This is a genomic window from Alcanivorax sp. HI0083 (assembly GCF_001635175.1).
Window position 1 is genome coordinate 1 of record NZ_LWFX01001121.1, and the last position, 2,301, is coordinate 2,301.

General features: G+C 59.8%; 2 protein-coding genes. Both read left to right on the plus strand.

Annotated elements, in window-relative coordinates; genetic code table 11:
* On the plus strand, nucleotides 1-1,506 hold a 1,506-nt coding region (locus tag A3754_RS15595), incomplete at its 5' end, for a GMC oxidoreductase (RefSeq protein ID WP_063520442.1).
* Between the two features lie 44 nt (nucleotides 1,507-1,550).
* Nucleotides 1,551-2,138: a hypothetical protein gene (locus A3754_RS15600; protein ID WP_063520443.1), complete on the plus strand. Its 588-nt coding sequence runs from the start codon at nucleotides 1,551-1,553 to the stop codon at nucleotides 2,136-2,138.
* Nucleotides 2,139-2,301: the final 163 nt, after the last annotated feature.

Below are 2,301 nucleotides of genomic sequence, written 5' to 3' on the forward strand. Positions count from 1 at the left end.
CTGGCTGAGAAGGGAAGCAAGGTGGTGGTGCTGGAGCGGGGCAGGCGCTGGTTGCCCGGTGAGTACCCGTCCGTGTCCCAAGCAGACTGGCTTTGGGATGAAGATGAGCCGGAAAAACAGAACGGCTGGATTGATTTTCGCAATTTCGGTGACATGAGTATTGCCATGGGGGCCGGGGTTGGCGGCGGCTCGCTGATTTATGCCAACGTCAGTATTGAAGCCAGGCCCGAGGCTTTTGAACACGGTTGGCCGCAGGCCATCGATTACGCCACCCTGAAACCCTATTACGACATCACTGGCGTGATGCTCAATGTGCAGACATTGCCGACGAGCCAGTGGACGCCACGCACTCACCTGATGAAAGAAGCGGCGGAGGCGGTCGGCGCCGGAGACCGGTTCACGGTGGTGCCCCAGGCGATTACGTTTGATCCAGAGTGGCGCGCGGAAAACGACGATTCGTTTGATTACCGCCATAGTAAAAGCTGGGTCAACGCCCAGGGCAAAGAGCAGGGGACCTGCACCCATTGCGGTAATTGCGATCTGGGTTGCCCGGTGAAAGCCAAGAATACCCTGGATCTGAATTACCTGGCGGCAGCGGAAAGTGCTGGCGCGCAGATTCGTCCGCTGCATCACGTGCGCACGATTCGTCCGCTGGCCTCCGGGGGCTATGAGGTGCAGGCCATGGATCTGGATGCTCGTGGCTGGCGCGGTTTCCGGGCTGACAAGGTGATCGTGGCTGCTGGCTCCATGGGCTCCACCGAACTGTTACTGCGCTGCCGGGATCAGTTCAAGACGCTGCCCAAACTCAGCCGCAAGCTCGGGCACAACTGGAGCAGTAACGGCGATTTTGCCACGGCGGCTTTCTATGAAGATCGTCAGATTTCACCTACGCGGGGCCCGACCATCACCAGCGCCATCGATTATCTGGATGGTTCGGACAATGGCGCCCGGTATTTTGTGGAAGACGGTGGCTTGCCGGATATTCTTGGCAGCTGGCTGGAGCGTTTGGGCAAGCAATCCCGGTTTGCCGGCACCCGGCTGGGTGCGGCCATGCTTAAATATGGCGACAGCAGCAATCCCTTTGGCAAAATGATGCCCTGGTTTGGCCAGGCCATGGATGATCCCGGTGGCACCTTTTCTCTGGGCCGGCGCTGGTACTGGCCATGGAAGCGTGATCGCCTGAAGCTCAAGTGGGATTATCGCAAGGCAGAAAAGGCGGTGCAGGGGCTGGCCGACCGCCATTTGGCGCTGACGGCCGCCACTGGCGGCAACCCGATGACCCCCGCTACCTGGACCTGGTTCAAGAATCTGGTTACACCGCATCCACTGGGTGGCTGCAATATGGCGGATTCTGTGGAACAGGGGGTGGTGAACCATGCCGGGGAAGTGTTCAATTATCCTGGTCTCTATGTTGTGGATGGCGCCATGGTGCCCCGGGCTCTGGGGCTGAACCCGTCACGGACCATTGCGGCGCTGGCGGAGTATTGTGCGGCGCAGATGGATTGAATCTGCCTGAAAACTGAATTGCCTGAAGGGAGAAACGCAACAGCATGAGTGATGCTCGTTTCCATATCGTGTTTTCCGGGAAGTTGGTCGGCGGTGCTGACCTGGCCACGGTGAAGAGCAATCTGGGGCGTTTGTTCAAGATGGACAGCGCCCGGGTTGAGAAACTGTTTTCCGGCCAGCCAGTGGTGATCAAGAAAGATGCCGATCAGGCCATGGCCATGAAGTTTCGCGCGTTGATGAAGCAGGCCGGCGCGGAGTGCGACATCCGGCCTGTATCCGCGGGTGCCTCGCCACCGGCGCCCGCTGCTGCGCCGGTGTCTGCGCCGCAGGCCCAGCCTTCTGCCGTCGAGTCGGGCTCTCCATCAGGGCAGGCCGGGGCTCAGGTACAAAGCAGCGGAGACTTGGAGACCGTGGGGACCATTCGTACCGGCGGAACCGGATTTGCCGGGGCGTTCACGGTAGCGGATGTGGGAGAGGATATGGATAGCGGGGAACAGGCTCCGCCTCCACCTGCCCCTGACGTGAGTCACCTGAGCATGGCCGCGCCGGGAGAGAATCTGGGGCAGCGGAAGGAGGAGGTGCCACCAGCGCAACCGGACATAAGCCACTTGTCTCTCAAGAACGATAGCTAGGCCTAGGGAACCTCTGAAAAACTCCTTGTGTACTCAGTCTTTCAGGCTGGTTCGCAATCTAGGCGCGCTTTTGAAGGTGTCCCCTAACTGGGATCGAGATATGTCCATCCATCGAAAAAACGCAACAACGAGTGCGGGCCAGCCTGAATGACCCGAAGGGCGT